The sequence below is a fragment of the Bacillus sp. z14 (2026) genome (genome assembly GCF_058313575.1).
This window is the reverse complement of record NZ_JBZFQK010000014.1, coordinates 1-2,500: the sequence shown is the minus strand read 5'-3', so window position 1 is coordinate 2,500 and position 2,500 is coordinate 1. Positions and strand designations below refer to the sequence as shown.

The following is a 2,500-nucleotide window of genomic DNA, read 5'->3' as shown; positions in this document are numbered from 1 at the left end:
AACTAAACCTTAATACAGAATTATCACTTGTATGAGGAAAAAAGATTGGCTTACAATAACACAAAGGATATATTTGGAAGGTTGGCTGTATTGAGAGTGGCCAAGAGGAGTCTTAAACTTTTAACTAATCAATGGCCTTTTGGAATAACGCTAATAGCACTTTGCATATTTGCATTCTTTAGATTTTTTATAGCAGACTTAGAAATGAAACATGGGTGTATTGTATTACCTTATTCCTTTTTCGCTTGTATCACTGAGTATAGCTGTAGTTGGGCTGCCGCTAGAAAGGAAAAATGATAAGAAAGTGATCATTAGATCTGTCTTTTCGATAGTCATGTCTCTTTTATTAATTTTACTATTATGTTTTATCTACATAGCTCCAATATTCTTCCCTTTCGGAATACCACCGTTATTTTAGCGAACCCATCAATGTTAGGTTCGCTTTTTTATTGATTCAATACACTTCACCATTGCAAAAACTAAGTGATTAGCTTTTTTAAAAGCAGCTAACGGGGCACAGGTTAGTGGATGAAGGAAGTCACTTATACAGTGTTGTATTTAGTATGTTATATAAACAAAAGGGGGTAGTAGGTTAATTAATTATCTATACTATGATAAAAGGAAAGGTACAATCAGAGCTCTCATGCCTTTAAATATAGAGGATCATCTGTAAATAAGGAGGGATGAAATGAAAAAACCACTGTATTTTCTAATCTTCTTGTTGCTCTCTGGGTGCGCACAAAGCGATGAACAACTACCATTAACGGAAAATGCGAGAATTTGCAAAGGATTCTAGAGGATAAAGGATATGATGAGCTGTCCTATGAAGGAGAGAGGATTTGAATAAAGAGATTCATTTAGTCCGTTTTTTCGTTAAAGGTCATCCATTAGATAATGAGTTCCAGGAGGGGAAAATAAGTGTAACGGTCATGATGTGGAACCGAGAAGTGATTGGAGGAACCTCGTTCCCCTATTCCAAACACAATGATATGCTCGGAGGATCCTATTCACTGGACGGGAAAACCAGTGAAGAAATTCAAAGTAAATAGCATATGACATAAGGTTTAATACTGGATATTAAAAACGAAGTATAACTTTACCAGTCATGAACTAATTAATCAGGGGATCTAAAAGAAAGACCGGAGCTGAATATGTTGAATGTTGGGTTGATTAAAAAAGAAGATGTTCTATACTCTTATAAGTTTATCGGCTGGATTGCTGGGTTTTAGTGAAGGTACGAAAGCTTTCTGGAAAGATTGCATCATTATAAAAAAGAGAATCAATCGATCCATCAGTAATAAAAGATTGTCTTATTCTATAGAAGAAAAAGAAAGTATCAGTAAGTAACGTTTTATATAGTAATTAGAGTAATATCAACATTCCTATATATACTTTGTCTCATGCAAGTATATTGTCAAACTGAAAGAAGGTATACCATCTAATATAAAATAACAAGTTTCCGAGAAGATGCTTACCAGGTTGTTTAAGGAAATCCACTATTTTTTTTATGGTTCTGTGTTGGCCATCTCTTTATACATATATAAATAAGACAAGCTAACTGTGTGATTAACGGAGTTATGTAAAAAAACCGATCTTTTTTTCTGCATTATAGAAATATCAATTTTGCGTTTAATTAGCTTCGTTTCTTCTTGATATGGTAAATCGTAAAGTGAGCATAAATATCTCATGCATGCTAACCGCCTCCTGTAGAAGTAGTTTTGAACAAGCTGAGAGTTTCGACGTGAACTGAAATACAGATAGAATCGCTAAATATAGAGGAGATTCGAAGAGATAGAAAAATACATATAAATTCCAGTTTTATATTACTCGAAATAGTGGTATTATAATTAAGTCGCTATGAGATAGAAGGCGGATAAATCCTTGAATGCAAACTTATAAAAAATAATTTATAAAAATGGTTGCATTCATAAAAAATATAAGTTATTATATAAAAGTTGCTTCTGCAACGCGAAACATTTTGAGAGATTGTTAGTGAATAATATCAAAAAGAAAATGCTTGACAAAAGCTAACTGAATTGATATGATATAAGAGTCGCTAACACGACAGATTGTTCTTTGAAAACTAAACAAAACGAAACGCCAAGCAAGTCTAAAAACAAGAGATTTTTAAAATCTCGTCAATTTGCTTTAAAATTTAGCTAGATCAAACATCTTTCGGAGAGTTTGATCCTGGCTCAGGACGAACGCTGGCGGCGTGCCTAATACATGCAAGTCGAGCGAATCTGAGGGAGCTTGCTCCCAACGATTAGCGGCGGACGGGTGAGTAACACGTGGGCAACCTGCCCCTAAGATTGGGATAACTCCGGGAAACCGGTGCTAATACCGAATAGTTTCTAACACCTCATGGTGTTGGAAGGAAAGTTGGCTTCGGCTAACACTTAGGGATGGGCCCGCGGCGCATTAGCTAGTTGGTGAGGTAACGGCTCACCAAGGCAACGATGCGTAGCCGACCTGAGAGGGTGATCGGCCACACTGGGAC

1 protein-coding gene and 1 rRNA gene are annotated in these 2,500 nt (G+C 35.8%); both read left to right on the top strand.

The features are described 5' to 3' along the window. The first annotated feature begins 839 nt into the window (after positions 1-839). The gene (locus tag AC4G3O_RS19220; protein ID WP_491136587.1) at positions 840-1,049 is read left to right on the top strand and encodes a hypothetical protein; all 210 of its coding nucleotides are present in this window, start codon (positions 840-842) and stop codon (positions 1,047-1,049) included. 1,123 nt (positions 1,050-2,172) lie between these two features. Next, positions 2,173-2,500 (top strand): 16S ribosomal RNA (locus AC4G3O_RS19215); the annotation flags it as partial.